This window comes from Morganella morganii H1r (assembly GCF_000633515.1).
GTDB classification, from domain to species: Bacteria; Pseudomonadota; Gammaproteobacteria; order Enterobacterales; family Enterobacteriaceae; genus Morganella; species Morganella morganii_B.
Window position 1 is genome coordinate 219,399 of sequence record NZ_AYMP01000010.1, and the last position, 21,817, is coordinate 241,215.

Here is a 21,817-nt window from a genome sequence, read left to right on the forward strand (position 1 = left end):
GGAGAACCGGTTACTGTTGGCTGAGGAGCGATTCCAGGGCGTTATAGAGTGCGGTGGCACTCTTCTCATAACCCGGGCCGGAGAGATGGACTTTGTCCGGCCGTGCGAGATCACGCAGCACCCAGCTGTTGATTGCACAATCCCCTCCCATGAACTGCTGCCAGTCCCAGTAGAGTAAGCCTTCACTTTTTGCAACAGACTGCTGGATCCGTATCACATTGTGCAGATTGGCAGGTTGTTGTGAGCGGCAGTCAGGTGCGGTTTTGTTCTTGATACTGTCGCCCGGGCCGACCAGCAGGATCACCGCGTCCGGCATGGTGCTGCGGATGCTGCGCACGGCATTGGTCAGCTGCTGACGGTAGAGATCCAAATCCAGCGTGTCATTAAAGGCTTCATTGGTGCCGTAAGCCAGGATCACCATTTCCGGATCGGTCTGCGCCAGGGTATTCACCCACTGCGGCAGCCATTTTTCCGTCATGGCAATTGTCGCGCCGTTGATACCGACAGACGAGAGCATCACGCCCGGATGGTTGCGGGTGATAAACCAGCCGCCGATATTCAGCGGGCTCTGTTCGTTCGCCGTGATCTCTGCCGGGAAGGTCACCGGCACACTGTCAGAAAAACGCCACGCGGAGGACGGTGCCAGGTTCAGCGTGCCGCCTTTGCCGCCGCGTACCGCAACGGAGGCAGGATAACCGGTCTGGTACAGCACCTGCATATCATACTGATAAGAGGACGGGTTACGCTCTTTCATCGTCAGGGTGCTGTGTGAGGTCAGCGGCGAAATAATAAAGCCGCCCAGCGGGAAATTCGGTGCATCATCTTTGCGGCTGGTCAGGAATGACCACTGTTTTTTCGGCTCGGTGAAGACAAAGTTTGCCGTACGCTGTCCGGCGATAATGCTCGGCGGCACAAAGCCGATCCCCGCATTGCCGTAACGCGCCTGGAATTTGTCACGCAGCGTGCCGGAGAAAAAATCCGCTGCGGTGTGAGAATCTCCAATCTGGACAATATGAACACGCGCAGACGGATCCCGCAGGCGGTGTGCCAGGCGGCTGAGGTTCGGATCGCCGTAGTTGGTCAGATCATTGCGCGACACCGGCGGTGGTGTCTGCGGCTGTATCCACTGTTTATCCGAATCGTTCTGGCAGGAGAGCAGGGAAAGCGCTGCGGCAAACAGGGCTATCGCACCGGCCGGTTTAAGGTGCCACGACGGGCGTTTTTGTTGTTTCATCATGTAGTTCTGTTTTTTCCTGCGCCGCCGGGGTTTCCTCCGGCGCAGCATTAAATTTAATCAGATCAAATACCGTGTCAGCGATGGCTTTCTGACCTTTGTAGGTAAAGTGAATACCGTCGCCGCTGCGCAGCTTGATAGTGCTGCTGCCGTCACCGGGGTAATCTGAATAGATCTTATCCTGATATTTGAAAATGGTATTCGCGGATAACCAGATTTCACCGGCATTATTAATTTCCGACTGATAGATCCCGCTCAGATAGTGTACACCACCTGACAGCTTGTCTTTGCGCATATTCGGCGGTCCTATCCAGATGACGTCCACATCCTGTATCCGGGCCGTTAACAGAATATCCTGAATCCGTTTACGATACTGCGCCTCCCACTCCGGCGACATAAAGCGCAGATAGCGCCCGCCGCCTTCCGGCGGCATGTCCCACGGGTCATTCGGGCCGAGGAAAACCACCATCAGGCGGATATCCGGGTTGGCGGCCAGCGTGGTTTTGATAGTCTCCGGCCAGTTGAAAAACTTCGGATACGTCAGACCGGTACTCTGCTTGCTGAGGTTGATGCTTTCAATACCGTAGGTTTTGGCCAGACGGGATTGTAACACAGGCGCAACCCCCTGCATGAGGGAATCGCCGACGAAGAAAACTTTATCTCCGGCTTCCAGAGCAATTCGTGATTTCGGTACTTTTTTCGTCAGTATGTGTTCTGCAATCTGTTCCGGATTCAGCTTCAGTACCGGACTGCCGGTTGCCGGACGTTCCCGGTTCAGCAGTTCAGGGAAGGTCACAGACAGCGCGGCAGCCGGATAACGGTAGCCGTTGATAAAATGCAGCCCGACCTGAAACTCCTCCGGAAACGCGGTATTGCCCGGAACAGCCTCTTCCGTTTCCTCAACGATATGGTTGCCCTGTGCATAGGTCCACAATGTCTCTCCGGCCGCCACCACGCCTTCCTGAAGGTAACCCCCGAGATCCCATCCGTAATGCCCCTCCAGCTTCGCCCACGGCGCAGGCTGGTGGTAAGTCTGTTCCCAGTACCGGGCCAGCGGGTTCTGGTTCAGCCAGACCAGCGCCACAGCTGCTGTCAGCACAATAAAGACGACCTTCAGTGCCCGTTCGAGATTTTCGGTAAAATCAAAAATTCGCATAGATAAAACCCGGCATGCCTGAAGGAGAGAAAATAAAGACCAGCGTCATAAAGAGTGCCAGCGGTAAAGGATACCAGAACCACGGGATCCGCCGGTAATAGTGTCCGGCGCGGTGATACAGACTGACACACTGCGGATAAATAAACAGCAGCAGCCAGAAGGCGATAATCAGCGGCGCACTGGTCATGACAGAGGCAATAAAGCCGTCAGCGGTCAGTTGTGTCAGCATGGTGACGGCATCACTGAGCGTGGCGCTGCGGAAGAAAATCCAGGTCAGGCAGAGTATATGAAAGGTGAAAATCCGGGCGATCCAGACCCCGGTTTTCTGCCACAGTGTCTCTGCAGGGTCAGTACGCGGCGGCAGCAGTTTGTGTTTGATATTCATCAGCACAATCCCCAGTCCGTGCAGTGCACCCCAGATGATAAACGGCAGCCCGGCACCGTGCCAGATCCCGGAAATCACCATGGCGATAAAGGCGTTGAGGTTCATCCGCAGCCAGCCCTTGCGGTTACCGCCGAGCGGGATATAAATATAATCACGGATAAAGGTAGACAGACTGATGTGCCAGCGTGCCCAGAACTCTTTGAGGTTGGTGGCAAGGTACGGCGCATTGAAGTTAAGCGGTACCCTGAAACCGATCAGCATGGCAATCCCGGTGACCAGGTTGGTGTAACCGGAGAAGTTGAAATAGATATTCCAGGCATAGGCGTACACCGCCACCAGAATCTCCCCGGCGCTGTAATTGACCGGCGAACTGAAGACCGGATTGGCGAAGTTTTCTGACAGATAAGCACTGAATAAAAACAGTTTCACCATCGCCAGGATGATCAGTAACAGGGCTTTTTTGTAATCAATAATTTCCCGTGAGATTGCCTGTATTTGCGGCATGAATGCTTTGGCGCGGTTTATCGGGCCGGCGACAATGCTCGGGAAGAAGCAGAGATAGAGCACCACATCCAAAAAGGGGGCTTTTTCAATCTCTTTGCGGCAGACCGACACCACATAACTGACGGAATGGAAAGCGTAGAAGGATAAGCCCAGCGGCGCCAGTACCGAAAGCACCGGCAGCTCAGCCTCCACACCAGCCTGCAGCAGCGCACTTTGCAGTGATTCCTGCATAAACCCGTAGTATTTGAACACCGTAAAACAGCCGATAATCCCTGCTGCCAGCAGGGTGTATACCGCGCGGGCGGACAGGCGGCTGCTCAGAACATTTGTCAGCAGATAAATAAACAGGGTATACCCGGCCAGCACATACGCGAAGCTTGCCTGAAATGAGAAAACAAACAGATAACTCGCCGTAATTAAAAGGATATTCTGTAAACGGGTCTTTTTTTGACAGAGCCAGTAAACCAGAAAAAAGGCAGTAAAGGAGGCAAGAAATTCAAATGAAAAGAAATTCATATCAGGCTCTGTGCAGGCTTGTTGGGAATATCATAATTAGCGTGATGAGTATAATATAAGTTATCAACCACGATTCAATAAGAATGATGATAAGCCATAAAAAAACCCGCGTAATCTTCAGATTAGTGCGGGTTTCCGGTGTCTGCCACAGTGAACAGAACGATTAGGTGTTTTGGGCGACCTTCTGTGCCGATGTGATCAGTGTTTTGTTACTGTCATACATCTGGCGGAGGTAACGGTTATAGGCATCTCCCTTTTGCGAATAACCTTCCAGCTGACTGATAAGTTCCGGTGTACTCAGTGAGTCATCATCACCCAGACGCTGTTTTGCCCTTTCTGAACGCAGTGAATTATAAGCACGGTGCGTATTCAGATTTTTCATGTAGGACGTGACACTATCCTCAATAGTGTTGTATGCGTAGTAGCCCTTAACCTGTCCGGCTTTGGCACTACAGCCCCGTCCGCAACGCATACCAAAAAGGTTGTTGTTGGACTGAGCCAGTTTTGATGTTCCCCAGCCTGACTCGGTTGCCGCCTGTGTGGCAACGAAGTGGGTGGGCAGGATATCGACACGGCTCAGCAGCGCGTTCCAGTCGGTGCGCTTAGGCGAGCTGCATGTCATATCATAGCTCCGGCAAAGCTTTCCGAGCTTTGCAATATCACTCTGTGACCAGTGTTTGGCATTCCGGCGTTCCAGTAACCAGGTGCGGTCATTCATGATTTCGCGATTCACTTTGTCAATCGCGGGGACAATGGCATTTAAAAACGCTTTCTTACGGGGTGTACCTGACGCGTATTTTTTCAAATCAGGCAGCGTTTTTTGTAACTGCTGCGTGTTTTGATGCGAATACGGCAAGCTTGTCGTGGTACTGGTTGAGGCAAAGCCTGAACCGGTAAAGAATAGTAAAATCAAGAAAGCGAAGACTGCATTTGTCCTCATCGAAAGAGAGGGCATTGCTTTTTCCTCGTTTTATTGTCTGAACAAAAATCGAACGAATACTAGCAAAATATAAAAACCAAGGCCAGCCTTATTATCCATCGTTTAATATTAATCGGGTATGTTTTGGCAGGATAAAATTCTGTTTTTTGATTTTATGTATGACTATTAGTAAGTTAAAACGGACATTAAACGATAACGGATTTCAGCAAAAATGGCGGAATTATCCGGAAAATTAATGTTTTTCACGCGGTGACCGGCCATTTTTTCCCTTTTTTCTGCGGTTTTTACCGGTCATGTTTATCCGGATTTGCCCTCAGTAGTACTCGAAATTGAGGATTGCCGTGGTATTGATGCGGCCGGCACTGAGCCGGGCAGCATCATACACATAGTAGTAAGCCCAGAGACTGAAGCCGTTGTTTACTTCAATAAATTTGTCCTTTCCCCATTCAAACAGATAGGAATCAGCGCGCGGCTGCTGTCCCGGCGGATTGATGACCAGCGCACTGTTGTCATTGGTATCCGCATAACGACCGACCCGGATCCCGACTCCCTGAGCTGCACCCTGTGAGGTATCAACGAGGGTTTTCATATCCCGCAGCCAGACCTGATTGCTGGCCAGATAGGCTCTTACCGGACGGCTGGCGCGGCCGTTCAGGCGATCCCGGCAGGAGATATCCAGATAAAAGCGGGTCATCCCGGCGGTTTTGTTACGTACCAGCTGCGCTCTGTCCACCTGCGGCAGTTCGACTAATAAATCTGCGTTATCAAAGGTACAGGTGGTTTCACGCGGCTGATAAATGACATCCAGCGGCTGCAGGAACAGATCTTCATTGTGCTCCGGCCAGTGCCCGCCCAGCAGATAGGTGAGGATATCCAGCCCGAGACGGATAAAAAACTGAAAGATCCCGACCCGTGTGGTGTCAGCGGCAATCACTGCGCCGTCAAAACGGTACTGACTGCCGGGTACCGTCACATCACTGCGTGAGCCCTGCGGCATCACCCGCGCGCTGAGAGTAAAACGTGCCTGAAGGTTTCCCGCCGGATACGGATTTCGGCTGTAACCGAATTTTTGGCTGCCGCCGGGCTGGAGGTCAATCACCCTGAACTCGACCGGATAACGCCCGTTCTGAAAACCGACCACCACGGAGCGTTTTTGCAGGTAAGAGGCGTTGGAGACACTGCTGCTGTAGCCGTTACAGCTGAATTCCCCGCTGTAGCGGGTATTTAAATAGAGCGTGGTTTCCGTCTGACGGTAAAAGGTTTCTGACAGATCAGCCGTCAGCGGCGGTGCCTGTTTGTTACCGTCGTTGGTGCACTCCGCCTGTGCATAACCGGTGATCAGCATCAGCAGACCGGCAAATAAATGTGTTTTTCTGAGCATCGGAGATGTTTCCTTTATTCTGCACAAGGCAGCGGCGCACTCTGCGGATCCGGTGTGAATGTGATGCGGCAGTAGCCGCTGCCGGTATCCGTCAGACGGACATTGATCTGCGCCGGCCGTGTTTCGCTTCTTATATAAATGAGGCTGTTCTGACCGACATAGCCGATGCTGTTATTGTTCCCGTCAGTGACTTCTGTGCCGAACGGCAGCGGTTTACCGTTTTGGCGCACGGCATGCAGATAAAATTCCTGCCGGGTATCCGTTCTGAAGTTCACGAGTGTTACCGCCCCGGCATAAGGCACGATATCCTGTACATTGCCCAGCAGTTCTGCCGCATTTTCCGGTGCCTGTGAGGCATCCAGGATCAGCGCGTTTTTGCGGTAGGCGGACAGATACGGCACCAGAACCTGACCCTGTGTGTTGGTGGTGACATTGCGGTCATTGTTTACGATGGCATTGGCGGTGCCCGGCACATTCACTACCGCAAAGGTTTCCCCCGGCTGGTTTGCGGTGAGAATACCGCCGGACCAGGCCACCACGCTGCCGGTGGCACCGGCTCCCAGCTGGCGGTAACGGCCGGATTCACTGTAAGAGGCATTCAGTGTCGCCGGGGCTGCCCGGTAAGCGGCGCTGGTGCTGAAGGTGGTGCCGCCGGACTGCTGATGCGCGGCATTGACGTTATAACTCAGCGCGTTGCTCTGCCCGGCGGTACCGCTCAGGCCGATATTGCTGCTCTGATAGCGGCCTTTTTCTGTCATGCTGTTTGCGGTCAGATACACCTTGTGCCCGGACAGCGTCAGCGGAACGGAGAGCGTCAGGTTTACCCGCGTTTCTTCATGATTACTGTCTGCCGGATTATTGCTGTCTTTGCTGTAACGGGTCCGGCCTGCGCTGAGAGTGTAATTGATATCCTGCCAGTTATTGGCATAACCCAGCTGATATTCGCGGGTGCTGCCCTGGCCGCCCCAGTAATCACGCAGCGTACCGGCGAGATAAACCGATCCGTAATCCGCACCGATCCGCTGGTTGATGTTGACATTAAAGGTACTGCGCTGGCGGTAACTCTGTGACTGCGGGGAGAGATCACCGGTCAGAACCTGCCGGTTAAGCAGTTCCTGATACTGCACCGCATCCGTGAGGCTGAAATAACCGCTGGTGGAATAACGGTAAGCCGCCAGAGAAAAATTGGTATTGGTCTGATGAATGAAACGGCTGTAGGCCACCTTGTAGCTCTCGCCCCGGTAACGCGGCATGTCCTGTCCGAACCGGGCATCGGAGTGCGTAACATCCACGGATAATGCGCCAATCGGCAGGTTAAACCCGCTGCCGAGCAGAAACGCCTGATAATTTTCCGCCGCAATCACACCGCCGTAGCCGGTCAGCGTGTTATTAATGCCGTACTGAAGATTCAGTTGTGCAAAATCCGGATGGTAAGCGGTATCTGTCAGACGGACTTCACCGGCATTCAGCTCATATTTAAAGAGGCCTTCTTTTAACATATTCGGGACGGCGGAGAAGGGCACCATAAAGCGGTTGATCTGCCCGTCCGCTTCATTCACTTCCACCTGCAAATCCCCGCCGGATCCGGTCGGAAGCAGGGAATCGACCACAAACGGACCGGGCGGAACACTCTGCTGCCAGATTAGCTGTGCATCCTGATAGATTCTGACCAGGGCGTTGGTCTGTGCCACACCGCGCACGACGGGAGAGAAGCCCTGCCAGGCATCGGGATACATGCGCATATCTGTTTTCAGGGTTGCGCCCCGGAAACGGACGGAATCGAACAGTTCGCTGGAGGTATAGCTGTCCCCGGCACGGAAATCCGATTTAATTGCCGGAAAACCGCGCTGAAGGTAACGGGTATTGGTATTCCATTGCGTGCTCTGTCCGCTGCTGTAGGTCACTGAGGATTGATCCCGCAGCTGCCAGCCCGCCAGATTCAGACCACTGTTCAGGGTCAGATACGCATTGTCGTTATCACTGCCGTCACGTTTATTGGCGGCGTGATAATAATTGGCGTTATAACTGACTATCGCGGCATTAATGCCCTGATCCCACCGCGACGGGTCGACATACCCTTTCAGAACGGTATCCAGCATTGCCTGCGGCACATTCAGTGCCAGCTGAAATTGCCCGGTATTCAGGGTATAGCTGTCCGGCGGCACCAGACTGCTCAGTGCGACATAACCGTGTTCATCTGCCTGCGGCGGCGGTGTGCTGTCACGCAGTCCCAGTTTCGGCACATCGTCCTGCGGGATCAGAATCGTGTGTCCGCTCTGTTGCAGACGCAGCGGAAAACGCCCTTTCCATTCCCCGTTCACACTGATTTCAACGGTGTATTCACCGTCAGGCAGGGTGTCGTCGCGATCAAAGCGTGACAAATCCGCTTTGGCGGAATCGCCGTAAAGGAAGTTGGTGTTAAACCCGGCCCCGGCTGCCGGTGTGCTGAGCAGTACCGGCAACAATGAAATCAGGGCGGAAAAACGGCGGACAGGGCGCGGCATCATGCTGCTGTTCAGTTCAGGGACAGCGGATAGGTATTGATGGCACCGAAATCGTCGATCAGTGTCAGCGAATAGTGATTTCCGGCCGGTAATCCGGCTGCGGCAGGCAGCGTGAACTGAGAATAAGGGGCAATCATCGTGCCTTCTTCCGCCAGATCACGGCTGTTTGCGGTCCCTTTCAGGCCGAGAATATTAATATGATACGGAGAATCATTTTTCAGAATATAGTGCTGACCGTCACGGGTGAATGTCAGGCGGGTATGGGCTTTATCCGCACTCAAGGTCAGGCCGGACGGGCGGTAAAACAGTTTGATACGGGAGCGGATAGCAATCTGCATCATGTTTTTATCCGCACTGTTCTCCGGCAGCGGCGGAATATCCAGTAAATTCAGATAAAACAGGGACTCTCTGTCTGCCGGAAGCTGTACCGGCGTCATTTTCACCCGCAGCTGCTGACCATTTTTACCGTCGATTTTCACCACCGGCGGTGTCAGAATAAACGGAACATTGGCGGTCTCCGGGGTGGAATCGGGGTTGCCGTCATCAATCCACGCCTGGACTAATGCCTGCTGTGTCCCGGTGTTAAATAATTGTACCGGAACCTCTTTGCTTCCCTGCGGATAAATAACACGGGTGGAGTTAATAATAACATTCGCCCGGCTGACAAATGTCACCGCCAATAATAATAATGTTAAGATACTTTTTTTCATGATAGGTATTTTCAAAAATCAGGCCTCTGAATTAAAGAGGCCTGAAAATATCAAAAGTAAGACAGATTATATGTCAGCATGGTATTGATTTTACCCGGCTGAGCAGGTTCACTGCCGACTTTGTAATATTTTGCATAAAACTGCATAACACCATTATCAGCCATAATTTTTGTATCGTATGGCGTATTTAAATTAATGACTTCATCACTTTTTTGTGACGTTAACGCAATCCCGACATTTTTATGATTGCCTTTCTCATCCGTTTCCTGGTTGATCAGATAATTACCGTTATTGGCAATCAGATTGGTGGATGCGAAATTAATATGCAGTGATTTTTTATCTTTGTCGCTGGCGTTACAATCTGATAATTCTAGAGAAAATGCTTTTTTCCCTTCATCTATTGCGCCCGGATGATTGATTTGATTAACCGTAATCGGATCTAATAATACCGACATGTTTGCATTACCATTATTAATGGTACAGGTAGCATCTGTAATGAAGCCGGTAAAATTGATGGAACCACCGGATGCGGTGGTCGCCGCAGACACAGAGTTAGCAACAAAAATAAGAGAAAGAGACGCTGCAAGAGCGAATTTTTTATTCATTATCCTCTCCGGGATGGAATATATAATAAATCCGGCAACGGAATTAATTACGTTACCTGTAAATTTATTTTTAGTCATAGTGATTTTTAGCTGATTCTGAAAAAACAAATCAGCAGGGTTTATTTAGTTAGTAGCATCAATAAGAAATAGTTTTCCCCAGCAATTTTTTATTACCGTTAACAGGAAAGAAGTTTCTTATACATCAGAATGGAAGGCATAACTAAAACGAAACAGATTATATAGTCACGAAATGATTAATTGAAGTATTTTTCTGATTTTATAATTAAAAGGTAGGTTTTATCTGTAATATCCGGATACAGACAGTTACTTATGGATTTATATACTGTGTTTTTATGTTATTACGATGTTATGCATTGATTGTTGTTAATATTTTTAAATATTCATTTAATATATGTTAAAAAACGCAGTATTTAATATTATTTTTTCTTTATAATGATTGATTGTAACAATTAAGAATAATTATCATTAACAGTATTAACAGCGAAAAATCAATCACTCAGAATGATCCTGCTATTCATTATCGGCACAATCACAGATAACTTTAATTGTTTTCAACTTTATTTTAGGTACAGAAGGATAACTATCAGAATCAGCTGATAACGAGTGTAACTGTTTATATGGCGATTATTTCAGGCGGGGAACGCGGCGGGCAGCGTTACGGCTGCCCGGACAGGATCAGTTTTTGTTCTGTTTATGGAAAGCCAGACGCTCTTCAAAATAGGCTTTCAGGTGAGATGCCAGCCCGTGAATTTTGTCATCCAGCTGACGAACCAGAAATTCATCGCTGTTCATATCATCAACCCGCTGCATAGCGAGGTCATCAACATATACTTTTTCCTGCGGGGTCAGTTGTGCCATTGTCTGTCTCTCTGAATATAGTGGGAATATGGTATGTTATCACGATTTTAACGGATAACACGCAGGTGTCACGATGGATGAAAAACAACTTTATCATTATGCCATATGGTTGCTGGGACGGCGGGAATATGCCGGCGCAGAACTGGCCCGCAAACTGAAACGGAAAATAGCCGAAAAGCAGGAAACCTCCCCGACGGAAGAGCGTGTTCTGCCCCGGGTGATGGCGCGGCTGACCGACTCACAGTATCTGGATGACACCCGCAGTATCGCGCTGTTTTTTCAGGCCGGGGTGAGAAAATTGCACGGGCCGGTGAGGATCCGCCGGGAATTACGCCAGAAAGGGTTTGACGGTGAACTGATTGATGCGGTTTTTTCCGCGCAGGAGACCGACTGGTTTGAACAGGCCCGTGAGGCAAAAATGAAGAAATTCGGGGAAAGCCGTCCGGCGGACTATAAAGAGAAGCAAAAACAGATGCGTTACCTGATGTACCGGGGTTTTACGTCAGATCAGATTTATGAGCTGTACTGACACTGCCCGGTGTTATTTGTTTTTATTCAGAGCCTGTTGTATGGCGTCATGGTAACGGTGCCGGAGAAAATCCGTATTGAGCCCCGCCTGCTGCATCTGTAATGCCAGCAACCGTAAGCGTTTGTTTGTCTGCTCATATTCTGTGCTGTCCGGCGGCAGAGCGGACAATAATTCCGCCAGTGAAACCGACTCCTGCGGGCCAGTAATGCAGGGGGAAGATACCCTGCATTTTTCAGTAACCGGTAGCCCACCCGAAGTTCCGGCGGAACATGGCTGTCATCATCAAGCGTGAGTGGCTTACCTTCTCCTGCCAGTCCTTCTAATTCTCCGCTTTCAAGCGCCGCCTGAATATGGCGCTCTGCCAGTGTGTCAAAAATCGTCATAGCGCTTCTGTTCCCCCTGTTACCGATTCATTATAGCAGTGTCTTTTCCCCGCATAAATCATCTGTCTCAGTCAAAAAATCCGCATTTACTGCTGAATGATAAATGAATTACATCAGGAGGATAAGTGCATTGATATTCATTTTCAGTGCCTCTGCGGAAGCCGGTTACAGCATGGCGGCACCGGACTGAAAATGAAAGGTGAGCGCAGCAACAGCGTGGATACTCGTCCCGGTGCCCGCCTGACTTACGTAAATCAGAAGCAGTCCGATCAATCCGCGCAGCCGTTTGTTGAGGTGAACTGGCTGTACAGTAATGCGAAGAGTGATATGACCTTTAATAATCACTACACCTTCAGTGATGATATGCCCGCCAGCCGGGTGGAAATCAAAGCGGGCGCGGAAGGGCAGATTTCACCAAACCGCGCGTCCGGGGTAACGTCTCCCGCCAGATGGGGGCGAATAATTACTCCGGTGACCGTGCGATGATCGGTGTGAAATACCAGTGGAAATAAGCTGAACCGCTGAGATAAAAATCCCCCTGTGTTGCCACAGGGGGATTTTTTTATCAATAACGTTCCTGATGTCAGCGCCGCGGCGCGAAAGGGTAACGAACAGTGTGAAATCAGTTAGCAGAAGCCGGTTCTAATGTCACTTTTTTGGTTTTTTCTTCTGACAGTGCCTGCTGACGGTTACGTTCCAGTTCCAGCGCACCAAAGTGAGACAGAATACAGAAGATGATGCAGCAGACGATACCGCCTAACAGCAGATAGAAACCACCGTGCCAGCCCATACGGTCAACAATGAAGCCGAACAGGGTGGTTCCCAGGGTTGCACCCAGGATGTAGCTCATAAAACCGCGTAAACCTACCGCAGAACCGACCGCGAAGCTCGGGACGATTTCCATGGTCTGCACGGATGCCAGGAACTGAGGCACATAAATCAGGCAACCGACAACCGCAGCGAAGAAGGTGACGACGGCCAGGGACTGGCTCTGCCAGTAACCGATCAGGCAGAAGAAAATCAGCGTCATACAGACGATCGCCAGCGGCATTCTGCGGCCTTTGAACAGTTTGTCTGTCAGCCAGCCTGCCAGCAGGGTGGACGGAATCGCTGCCCATTCGAAGAACAGGAAAGCCACACTCATCTGATCTTTGCTGAAGTTTTTCTCGGTCAGCAGATAAATCGGCAGCCAGCTGATGATCCCGAAACGTACCATGTACACGAACACATCAACAAACGAGACATACCAGGCATTTTTGTTTTTCAGCACATAGGTGCAGAAAATCTGAAATGCAGACATATTTTCCGGAGACTGCTCTTTCTGCGCGTCGGATAACACCACTTTTTCTTCCGGCATCATTTCCGCCAGCGCCGGTAAGCCTTCCTGTTCCGGAGAACCTTTACCCAGCAGCAGGACGACCACCGCGAAGATCACCGCGATAACCGCCGGAACCGCATAGCTGGCCGCCTGCCAGTGCTCAGTACCGAGAACCGCGAAGGCTGCCCCCACGATTGGTGCAACGATACCGCCGCCGACGTTGTGGGAGATATTCCAGAAAGCCCCGATACGACCGCGTTCACGGCGCGGGAACCATTTGGCGATAGTAATAAAAGAAGGACCGACGCCCATGCCCTGGAACAGACCGTTGAGGGCAACGAAACCGACGAACAGCCAGAATGCGCCGCTGAAGCCCATACCGAGGTTAACAACGGCACAGAGGATCAGACCAAAGGCCATAAAAGCTTTCGGGCTGGCTTTATCCGCCAGGCTGCTCATAATTCCTTTACTGATCCCGTAAGTGATCAGCATGCAGCTGGTTAACATACCGATCTGCGTTGTGGTCAGATCGAGGTTTTCTTTCAGATACGGCGTGGAGAGCGTAAAGTTATTGCGGACAATATAATACGCTAAGTAACCGAGGAACACGCTGAGCAATGCCTGAACGCGATAGCGTTTGTAAGTGGCAGGCACTTTTTCAGGTGCGACTTTATTTTTTGCCATAGCCGGCTTTAAAAATGACAGCATAATTTCACCTGCAGAAATGTATTTTAAAATAGGATTACTGTGTGTATGGTCTTTTTTTTTCTGACAGAGTCATCATGTTCCGGCTGAATAAATATCTCAATATCATGGTTTTGAGTCACTTTTGACTCAATATGAAATATAAGAGGTATAAAATGACACAAATAAGTTTATTGGTATGTTTGTTTTGTATCACTATGAAAAACATTGTGAAATTAATGAGGAGAATGATAAGTAAAAATGAATGAATAGCTTTTATATTGAACTTAAAGGCTTTTATTCTTATTTTGTCGTTGCAGTAATTTATTGCTATTATTGTTTCCTGCATTGTTATTATCTGTTTATGGCGATGATTTAAAATATCACGTCAATTACCGTGCCTGTTTGTTATTTTCTTTAATATCTGCGGTGCAGATGCCGGTAAACAAACGGGTAATATTTGTCTCAAACGGGCTTTTGCGACAAACTGAAAAAGATGTCATTTTTTTGATGTGAATCACACCCCGCAAACGAATACAGAACTCAGCTTATGCCACAACGCCGAATCCGCCGCTTTGCGGCCAGTATCATAACCGCCGCCGCACTGATATTCAGTCTGTCAGCATCCGCGAAACCGGATGAACTGGTGATTGCCACCACCCTTTCACCGGAAGCGACTGCTCATATTATCAGCAGCTGGCAGCAGCAGCCCGGCGCCGTCCGTATCCGGACCATTAACCGCACCAGTGCGGCACTGGAGCGTCTGCTGGATACTCCGGCACTGGAAGATGTTGATCTGGTGGTGACATCATCGCCGATGTTATTGCAGCATTTACAGGAGCATGACCGGCTGGCGGAGCTTCCGGATCTGCCGGATGTTTCCCGGCGTCTGGTGCCGCTGCGGCTGCGCGGTAATGCGGCTGCGGTGGCATTTTCCGGTTACGGCATTCTGGTGAATAAGCGGCGGATGGCGGAAAGCAATCTGCCGGTTCCGGCATCGTGGGATTCCCTGACCGACAGCCGCTATCAGGGGTTACTGCTGATGAGCAGTCCGTCACGCTCGGACACCTATCATCTGATGGTCGAATCGCTGTTACAGCAGCGCGGCTGGGATGAGGGCTGGGCGCTGCTGCTTAATGTTTCCGGGAATCTGGCGACTATCTCATCACGCAGTTTCGGTGTGGCGGACAAAATCAAAGCCGGGCTGGGCGGGGCCGCCCCGGTGATTGATAATTACGCCTGGCTGCTGCTGGGTGACCCGGAGCTGGCTTTTAATTATCTGCCGGATTCCGCCACATCCCCGACCTTTGTCGCGATAAGCTGCCACAGTCTGAACAAAGAGAAGGCCCGCGCCTTTATCCGTTTTCTGCTCAGTGAGCAGGGGCAGAACGTGCTGGCGGACAGCAGTACCGGTAAATATCCGGTCACACCGCTGCCGCAGGGAAATCCGCGTGAGCCGGTGCAGCGCCGCCTGCTGAATTCCCCGCATCAGATGGATGAGAATCTGGTGCTCAAACGTCAGCGCATGGTGCAGCAGCTGTTTGATACTGCGATCACCTTCCGTCTGACGGAATCCATCGACGCCTGGCGTGCCCTGTATACCGCCGAAGCCCGGGTGAAGCATCCGCTGCCGCATATCCGTGCTCTGCTGACCGCCATGCCGGTCTCTGTACAGGAGAGTACAGACCCGGCCTATTACTCGCGTTTTGACGATAACCGCAAAGCGGAGGAAGAGTATATCCGCTGGCAGAAGTTCTTCCGCGAACAGCAGCGCAAAGCGATTGCTGAACTGGAGAAAGTCCGGTGAAACAACGTATTGCCCGTTATATTGGTCGTTTCAGTATCAGCGCTATCCTGCGCGGCGCGTTTGTGATCGGCACGCTGATGACACTGATTGTCAGCTGTGTGAGCCTGTATGCCTGGCAGGCGCAGAACCGGCAAATCCGCTACGCGCTGGGCGATTATTTTCCGCGTATTCAGGCATCGTTTCTGATCGAAGGGCAGCTGAATACGCTGGTGGATGAACTGAATGAGTTTCTGAAAGCGCCGGATACCGTTGCGCGTCTGCAGCTGCGTAATCAGATCACCCTGCATTTGTCGCAGATCGAAGCGATCAACCGGAAACTGAGCGGCCAGGATCAGGCACAGATAGCGGCGATTGTGCAGCAGGGGCAGGCACTTCTGCAGCGCCTCGATAATTCCTTGTATACCCTGTTTCTGGCGCGGGAAAATGTAAACACACTGTCCGCGCGGATCGCCTGGCTGCATGACGATTTCAATACAGAGCTCAGTTCGCTGTCACAGGATATCAGCTGGCAGCAGGGATCTCTGCTGGATCAGATAGAGCAGGATCCGTCCCGGGCTATCGCCTTACAGGGCAGCCTGCGCAAAGTGCAGGGGGAGTTACAGCTGATCTATACCCTTGCCCGGCTGGAGGGACAGATTATGGACGATCTGACCGGGCGTCTGCGTGACGAGCAGAATGAAAACACGGAAAGCAGCGCCGGCTCACACAGTTATGTCCGTTATCTCACCTATCTGAAGTCCGGTGCGGAATCAAATGAAACGGCACTGGATCTGTACCCGAGTACCGTGACACTGAGTCAGACCATTGATGAGCTGCTGGATATCGGCCTGTCTGACAGCAAAATGCCCGGTGTGCTGAAAAATTACCGCGCGGCAAAAGCAGAGCTGGCGGCTGCCACAGCAGAAAAGGATCGCATTCTGGAGCGGTTCCGCACTCAGCTGGATGTGCAGCTGGATAACAGCCACAGTCAGTTACAGACCCTGAATCATCATCTCTCCGGTATTATGAGCTACAGCGGCACCATCATTATTATTACCGCGCTGCTGGCATTATTACTGGCGGTGATCTTTAACCACTATTTTATCCGTACCCGGCTGGTCCGGCGCTTTACGGTGCTGAATCAGGCGGTTGCACGGATCGGACACGGTGATCTGACGGCGGATATCCCGGTTGAGGGACGGGATGAGATCGGCCGGGTGGCAATGCTGCTGCGTCAGACGCTCAATCAGATCAACCGGCAAAAAGCGCAGCTGGAGCAGGAGATCACCGACAGAAAAGCCATTGAGGCTAATTTACGCGCCACTCAGAATGAGCTGATCCAGACCGCCAAACTGGCGGTGGTCGGGCAGACCATGACCACCCTGGCGCATGAAATCAATCAGCCGCTGAATGCATTATCCATGCACATTTATATGGCGAAGCGGGCACTGGCGGCAGACGGAAACACCCATGCCGTGAATGCCCTGAATAAATCCGTGCAGCTGATCACGCGAATGGACGGTATTATCCGCTCTCTGCGCCAGTTTGCCCGGCGGCGGGATGACGGCGCGACATTACAGCCGATTGATTTGCACCGGAGCATTCAGGATGCGTGGGATATCCTGGCACTGCAGAACAAAATGCGTGATGTCATTCTGCATCAGCCTGATTTTCTGCCGCAGGTACAGGGAGATACCATCGGTATACAGCAGGTGCTGGTCAATATGCTGTCCAATGCGCTGGATGCCTCACCGGCAGCGGCGGAAATTGTCATCGATTTTGCGGAATCCGGTGATGAAATTTCCCTCTTTATCAGTGATAACGGCAGCGGCTGGCCTATAGAACTGGCGGATTCACTGATGAAACCCTTCACCACCAGTAAAGAAATCGGTCTCGGGATCGGCCTGTCGGTCAGCAGCTCAATCATGCAGCAGCTGGGCGGCAGTCTGCGGATCGCATCCACACTGACCGGTAACGGATGTGTGATCCTGAGTTTTAAAAAGGTAATTGAATATGCTTGATGATAATTACGATATCTTATTAATTGATGATGATACGGATGTGCTGGAAGCTTACTGCATGCTGCTGGAGCAGGCCGGATATCGTGTTTATGCCTGTCATGACCCGCTGGCGGCAAAAGAGCTGGTTCACCGCGACTGGTGCGGCATTGTGCTCAGTGATGTTTGTATGCCGGGATGCTCCGGTATCGATTTGATGGCGTTATTTCTGGAAAAAGACAAATACCTGCCGGTACTGCTGATCACCGGTCACGGCGATGTGCCGATGGCAGTGGAAGCCGTCAAACAGGGGGCATGGGATTTTTTGCAGAAACCGGTGGATCCGGAGCATCTGCTGACCCTGACAGAAAAAGCCCTGGCTGCCCGCAGGCAGCGGGTCACCCAGCGCCGCTGGAGCTCAGAGCAGCTGACACTGAATCTTGCCGGAGAAAGTGAATGGACAGAACATGTCCGTCAGCAGCTGCGCGGACTGGCAGAAACCCATGCAGCGGTCTTTCTGCACGGTGAGCCGGGGAGCGGCCGCACCTATCTGGCGCGTTACCTGCATCAGATCAGCAGCAATAAACGCGGGCCGCTGGTGATCAAAACCCTGCTCAGTGATGAAGCGATCCCGCTGGATGCCTGGCTGGATGAAGTGACGGACGGCACACTGGTGATCAAAAATATCGATCTGATGCCGCTCAGTCAGCAGCGCTGGCTGGTACAGCATATCCGTCAGGAGCAGCGGACATTCCGCCTGATCGGGATCGCTGACACACCGCTGATTATGCTGACCAAACAGCAGAAGATTATTGCTGAACTCTATTACTGTTTCTCGATGACACAGATTGCCTGTCTGCCGCTGTCCCAGCGCAAAGCCGATATTGCACCGATATTCCGCTATTATCTGGAACAGGCCTGTTCCCGTCTGAATCATCCGCTGCCGAACCTCGCGGAACCGCTGGTGAAAAAACTGACCCGGCGGCACTGGCCCGGCAATGTCAGTGAGCTGGCGAATGCGGCGGAGCTGTATGCGGTCGGGATTATGCCGATGGGTGATACCGCGAACCCGCTGCTGCCGTCTGTGACCCCCACTGCGCTGGATCAGCGGGTGGAGAGCTATGAGCGGCAGATTATCACTGAAGCCCTGAATATCCATCAGGGGCGGATTAACGATGTATCCGAATATCTGCAAATTCCGCGTAAGAAACTCTATCTGCGGATGAAAAAATACGGGTTGGATAAGCATCATTACCGTATATAATATAAACTAATCTGATGATTTTTTCCCTTAAGCCGGTTTATGCAAAATAAACCGGCTTTTTTCTTTATTTTTATTGTTTTTTAATTTAAAAAATTTGAATGATTTGTTCTTGTTATTTGGTGATGGAGATTAATAATTAAAATATATCGCCTACCACTAATGTAATTATCAGAATTAGCGATTTGTGCGCTTTGAAGGGTGGCTATTTAACAATAAATGCTTCTGTTCTGAAACTATTTGTCACATTATACATGCAATAAGTGCTTTTTTTGACATATATTGCTATTTATCGCCAAATGAAGCCGTAATCGTGTTGTAAAATGAACTTTCCGGGTGAATAATCTACAAGGCTTTATGTCAATAGAGTCAGAGAGTAGTGGTTAATATAATAGGAATATAAAATGAAAAAGACATTATTAGCTGTATTAGTCCCGCTTGTTGCATTAAGCGGCGCTGCAAACGCGGCAGAGATTTATAACAAAGACGGTAACAAACTGGATCTGTACGGTAAAGTCGATGTTCGTCATTTATTCAGCGACAATGACCACTATGGCGACAGCCAGAACGGTGATGACTCCCGTTTCCGTATCGGTCTGAAAGGTGAAACTCAGATCACTGATCAATTAACCGGCTTTGGTCGTTTCGAAAACGAAATCAAAACCAACGGCACTGAAGGCGAAAACAAAAACCAGGTTCGTTTAGCTTACGCGGGTCTGAAATTCGCTGAGTTCGGTTCACTGGACTACGGCCGTAACTACGGTGTTATCTATGACACCAACGCATGGACCGATGTGCTGCCAATCTTCGGTAACGACACCATGACCCAGACCGACGTCTACATGACCGGTCGTGCTGCAAACCTGCTGACTTACCGTAACTCTGATTTCTTCGGTTACGTTGACGGCCTGAGCTTCGCATTACAGTATCAGGGTGCGAACGACGATAACTCTATCGCTAACCGTGGTTCTCACAACACAATCAACGATACCTACAGCTACGACAACACCGCTAACGGTGACGGTTTCGGTTTCTCCACCGCGTATGACATCGGCTGGGGTGTGAGTGTTGGTGGTGCATATTCAAGCTCCGCACGTCCGCAGGGTCAGAAAGATAACCTGGCAAGCGGCGCGCTGGGTGACCGTGCAGAAGCATGGAACTTCGGTGCTAAATACGACGCTAACAACCTGTACCTGGCTGCAGTTTACGGCGAAACCCGTAACATGACTCACTACGGTAATAACGATGACAACCGTGGCTTAACTGCTAACAAAACTCAGAACATCGAGTTAGTGGCTCAGTATCAGTTCGATTTCGGTCTGCGTCCGTCCATCGCTTACCTGCAGTCTAAAGGTAAGAGCCTGAGCGGCGGTTACGGCGACGACCAGGATCTGGTTAAATATGTTGATTTAGGTGCGTACTACTACTTCAACAAAAACATGTCTGCACTGATCGACTACAAAATTAACCTGTTAGACGAAAACGACTTCACCCGTGGTACCGGTATCAATACCGACAACGTACTGGGCTTAGGTTTAGTTTACCAGTTCTGATTTAATTCAGAGAACATATAATGAAAAAGGAGGCGAAAGCCTCCTTTTTTTATATCTGAAGATCAGTGAAATAATCACTTAAAAAAACTGTCATGGCAGTAAGTATTATTATTTTACTTTTTTTCAGACAGTAAAAAAGGAGGCGGTTGCCTCCTTTTTTGGCTTATTGCTTGTAATTTGAATCGACACAGACAAATCACCAATAAGAATTTGTTCGAACGCTGTAATAATAGTTCATATCAGGATAAAACATTTAACTATTGATGTGATTTTGGGTTTTTTATTTATTCATTTTGTGCTTGTGATTAATTAAGACAGAATGTAAGGAAGTATGAATAATATTTTTGATGATTTGTGCTTCACCGCCGGGGGGAGAACGATCAGATTGTTTTATATATTGTGCCGGCGAACCGGCACATCTGCAGGGTCATGCGACCCGGACATCTCCGATCCGGCGCAGGGCATCAGTGACCAAATCCCAGAAGCGGGTATGATCCAGTTTTACGGCGACTTGTGTCAGACAATCCGCAGGAGCCGGTGCCCGGAAATCCGCAACGGTCATACCGAGAGTCAGTGTGCCGGTCAGCTCTACGTCCAGCGGCACTTTGCGGGTGGTCATCACGGACGGGTCAATGACGTACGCGACCGCGCAGGGGTCATGTACCGGCGGGTAATCAAATCCCTGAGCGCTTTTGTACATGGTGCCGAAGAATTCCAGCAGTTCGAGCACAAACTGCGCCGGTGCTGTGCCGACAGCCGCGATTTTGCTGACAACCTCCGGGGTTGCCAGTGCCTGGTGTGTCAGATCCAGCCCTACCATAGTCAGCGGCCAGCCTGCATTAAACACAATGTGTGCCGCTTCGGGATCAATTTTGATATTGAATTCCGCAACCGCACTCCAGTTGCCGGTGTGATAGCCGCCGCCCATCAGGACCACCTCTTTGACCCGGTCAACAATCCGCGGCTCCAGCCGGGCGGCCAGCGCAATATTGGTCAGCCCCGCCGTCGGCACCAGGGTAATGGTTTTCGGCGGATGCGCCATAATGGTATCAATGATCAGCTGCACCGCATGGCGCGGATCCAAAGTCAGCACCGGCTCCGGTAAAACCGGCCCGTCGAGACCGGAATCGCCGTGAATATCCGGTGCGGTTTCAATCTCCCGGATCAGCGGGCGCGGGCTGCCCGCCGCAAAAGGAATACCGGTAATCCCGGCAATGCGGGCAACCGCCAGCGCATTGCGTGTCACTTTCTCCAGTGTCTGATTGCCGACCACCGTGGTGACCGCCAGCAGATCAATCTGCGGATTACCGTAAGCAAGTAATAGTGCGATGGCATCATCATGGCCGGGATCGCAGTCAAGAATGATTTTTTTCTTCACATATTCCTCTTTATTTGTCCGTTTATATGCACTGCTATGTTACACACTCTGTACCCGGAAAAATAATAAGCCGCCCGAAGATCTGAGCGGTGACCGGATAATCACAGGAACAAC

The 21,817-nt window shown here is 50.8% G+C and carries 17 protein-coding genes and 1 pseudogene; 6 read left to right on the plus strand and 12 right to left on the minus strand.

Features of this window, described 5'->3' with window-relative positions:
• Nucleotides 1–10: 10 nt before the first annotated feature.
• The 9 genes from U868_RS0106190 to U868_RS0106235 all read right to left on the minus strand — a co-directional run bounded on the left by U868_RS0106190 (nucleotide 11) and on the right by U868_RS0106235 (nucleotide 10,814).
• Complete coding sequence (locus U868_RS0106190) at nucleotides 11–1,234, minus strand: SGNH/GDSL hydrolase family protein (protein ID WP_025152533.1); 1,224 nt, start codon at nucleotides 1,232–1,234, stop codon at nucleotides 11–13.
• On the minus strand, nucleotides 1,200–2,390 hold the full coding sequence (locus U868_RS0106195; RefSeq protein ID WP_025152534.1) for an SGNH/GDSL hydrolase family protein: 1,191 nt from the start codon (nucleotides 2,388–2,390) through the stop codon (nucleotides 1,200–1,202). The genes U868_RS0106190 and U868_RS0106195 overlap by 35 nt, the downstream gene beginning before the upstream one ends.
• Nucleotides 2,377–3,795: an MBOAT family O-acyltransferase gene (locus U868_RS0106200; RefSeq protein WP_025152535.1), complete on the minus strand. Its 1,419-nt coding sequence runs from the start codon at nucleotides 3,793–3,795 to the stop codon at nucleotides 2,377–2,379. The genes U868_RS0106195 and U868_RS0106200 overlap by 14 nt, the downstream gene beginning before the upstream one ends.
• A gap of 163 nt (nucleotides 3,796–3,958) precedes the next feature.
• Nucleotides 3,959–4,750 carry a protein bax gene (locus U868_RS0106205; protein WP_025152536.1) on the minus strand — a complete coding sequence of 264 codons (792 nt, stop codon included), beginning with the start codon at nucleotides 4,748–4,750 and terminating at the stop codon, nucleotides 3,959–3,961.
• Nucleotides 4,751–5,048: 298 nt separating this feature from the next.
• On the minus strand, nucleotides 5,049–6,116 hold the full coding sequence (locus U868_RS0106215) for a fimbrial protein (RefSeq protein WP_025152537.1): 1,068 nt from the start codon (nucleotides 6,114–6,116) through the stop codon (nucleotides 5,049–5,051).
• Nucleotides 6,117–6,130: 14 nt separating this feature from the next.
• Complete coding sequence (locus tag U868_RS0106220) at nucleotides 6,131–8,623, minus strand: fimbria/pilus outer membrane usher protein (protein ID WP_240182671.1); 2,493 nt, start codon at nucleotides 8,621–8,623, stop codon at nucleotides 6,131–6,133.
• Between the two features lie 8 nt (nucleotides 8,624–8,631).
• Nucleotides 8,632–9,330 carry a fimbrial biogenesis chaperone gene (locus U868_RS0106225; protein WP_025152539.1) on the minus strand — a complete coding sequence of 233 codons (699 nt, stop codon included), beginning with the start codon at nucleotides 9,328–9,330 and terminating at the stop codon, nucleotides 8,632–8,634.
• A 50-nt stretch (nucleotides 9,331–9,380) separates the two neighbouring features.
• Nucleotides 9,381–9,935, minus strand: a complete 555-nt coding sequence (locus U868_RS0106230) for a fimbrial protein (protein ID WP_025152540.1) — start codon at nucleotides 9,933–9,935, stop codon at nucleotides 9,381–9,383.
• Nucleotides 9,936–10,631: 696 nt separating this feature from the next.
• Complete coding sequence (locus U868_RS0106235) at nucleotides 10,632–10,814, minus strand: hypothetical protein (RefSeq protein WP_025152541.1); 183 nt, start codon at nucleotides 10,812–10,814, stop codon at nucleotides 10,632–10,634.
• A 73-nt stretch (nucleotides 10,815–10,887) separates the two neighbouring features.
• Between U868_RS0106235 and U868_RS0106240 the strand changes: the two genes are divergently transcribed.
• Nucleotides 10,888–11,343: a regulatory protein RecX gene (locus U868_RS0106240; RefSeq protein ID WP_025152542.1), complete on the plus strand. Its 456-nt coding sequence runs from the start codon at nucleotides 10,888–10,890 to the stop codon at nucleotides 11,341–11,343.
• 12 nt (nucleotides 11,344–11,355) lie between these two features.
• On the opposite strand, the pseudogene U868_RS23480 reads toward U868_RS0106240, so the two are convergent.
• A pseudogene (locus U868_RS23480) lies at nucleotides 11,356–11,726 on the minus strand (DnaJ family domain-containing protein).
• A 96-nt stretch (nucleotides 11,727–11,822) separates the two neighbouring features.
• On the opposite strand from U868_RS23480, the gene U868_RS0106250 reads away from it, so the two are divergent.
• Nucleotides 11,823–12,212, plus strand: a complete 390-nt coding sequence (locus U868_RS0106250) for an autotransporter outer membrane beta-barrel domain-containing protein (protein ID WP_025152543.1) — start codon at nucleotides 11,823–11,825, stop codon at nucleotides 12,210–12,212.
• A 136-nt stretch (nucleotides 12,213–12,348) separates the two neighbouring features.
• Here the strand turns inward: U868_RS0106250 and pgtP are convergent, their stop codons facing one another.
• Nucleotides 12,349–13,752 carry a phosphoglycerate transporter PgtP gene (gene pgtP / locus U868_RS0106255; RefSeq protein WP_025152544.1) on the minus strand — a complete coding sequence of 468 codons (1,404 nt, stop codon included), beginning with the start codon at nucleotides 13,750–13,752 and terminating at the stop codon, nucleotides 12,349–12,351.
• 526 nt (nucleotides 13,753–14,278) lie between these two features.
• Between pgtP and U868_RS0106270 the strand changes: the two genes are divergently transcribed.
• The 4 genes from U868_RS0106270 to U868_RS0106285 all read left to right on the plus strand — a co-directional run bounded on the left by U868_RS0106270 (nucleotide 14,279) and on the right by U868_RS0106285 (nucleotide 20,325).
• Nucleotides 14,279–15,535, plus strand: a complete 1,257-nt coding sequence (locus U868_RS0106270; RefSeq protein WP_036411506.1) for an ABC transporter substrate-binding protein — start codon at nucleotides 14,279–14,281, stop codon at nucleotides 15,533–15,535.
• On the plus strand, nucleotides 15,532–17,535 hold the full coding sequence (pgtB, locus tag U868_RS0106275; protein ID WP_025152547.1) for a two-component system sensor histidine kinase PgtB: 2,004 nt from the start codon (nucleotides 15,532–15,534) through the stop codon (nucleotides 17,533–17,535). Before U868_RS0106270 ends, pgtB begins: the two co-directional genes overlap by 4 nt.
• Complete coding sequence (pgtA, locus tag U868_RS0106280; RefSeq protein WP_025152548.1) at nucleotides 17,528–18,775, plus strand: two-component system response regulator PgtA; 1,248 nt, start codon at nucleotides 17,528–17,530, stop codon at nucleotides 18,773–18,775. Before pgtB ends, pgtA begins: the two co-directional genes overlap by 8 nt.
• Before the next feature lie 401 nt (nucleotides 18,776–19,176).
• Nucleotides 19,177–20,325 (plus strand): porin, encoded by a 1,149-nt coding sequence (locus U868_RS0106285; protein WP_025152549.1) that lies wholly within the window; start codon nucleotides 19,177–19,179, stop codon nucleotides 20,323–20,325.
• Between the two features lie 427 nt (nucleotides 20,326–20,752).
• Here the strand turns inward: U868_RS0106285 and U868_RS0106290 are convergent, their stop codons facing one another.
• Entirely contained in the window at nucleotides 20,753–21,703 is a 951-nt protein-coding gene (locus U868_RS0106290; RefSeq protein ID WP_025152550.1) for a nucleoside hydrolase, read from the minus strand.
• Between the last annotated feature and the right edge of the window lie 114 nt (nucleotides 21,704–21,817).